The sequence below is a fragment of the Mesorhizobium sp. M7A.F.Ca.CA.002.04.1.1 genome (assembly GCF_004022805.1).
Lineage (GTDB): Bacteria > Pseudomonadota > Alphaproteobacteria > Rhizobiales > Rhizobiaceae > Mesorhizobium > Mesorhizobium ciceri.
Genome location: NZ_RZPL01001264.1, coordinates 1 through 574, shown reverse-complemented (window position 1 = coordinate 574; position 574 = coordinate 1). Strand labels below are relative to the sequence as shown.

At 64.8% G+C, this 574-nt stretch carries 1 protein-coding gene; it reads left to right on the top strand.

The window, feature by feature from the left end:
• Nucleotides 1-574 (top strand): SMP-30/gluconolactonase/LRE family protein (locus ENZ75_RS33710; RefSeq protein ID WP_164888276.1); only part of this gene is annotated, 574 nt, incomplete at both ends.

The following is a 574-nucleotide window of genomic DNA, read 5'->3' as shown; positions in this document are numbered from 1 at the left end:
TCCATGAGCTTGGCCAAATGGCGAGCGCCATCGCCGTCATCGACGACAAGCGCCAGCTGATCGCCGCCGAGACCGGCCTTTATGTCCGCGATGTCGCGACCGGCAAGCTGACGCTGCACACGCCTGTCGAGGCCGACAATCCGGTCACGCGCTCCAACGATTCCCGCGTCCATCCCTGTGGTGCCCTGTGGATGGGCACCATGGGCAAGGGCGAGGAAAAAGGCGCGGGTTCGATCTACTGGTTTTTCAAGGGCGAACTGCGCCAGCTGTTTTCGGACATCACCGTCTCCAATTCGATCTGTTTTACCGAGGATGGGGCGATCGCTTACTACACCGACACCTCGACCGGGATGCTGATGCGCGTCGCCTGCGACCCGGCGACCGGTCTGCCTGCCGGTGAGCCCAAGCTGTTCGTCGACCACCGCTCGGCCAAGGGCTATGTCGACGGGTCGGTGCTCGACCGCGACGGCATCCTGTGGAACGCCGTCTGGGGCGGCAGCGTCATCGAAGCCTACGGACCCGACGGCAAGCTCGTCCGCACGGTCGCCATGCCGGTGACGCAGCCATCCTGCCC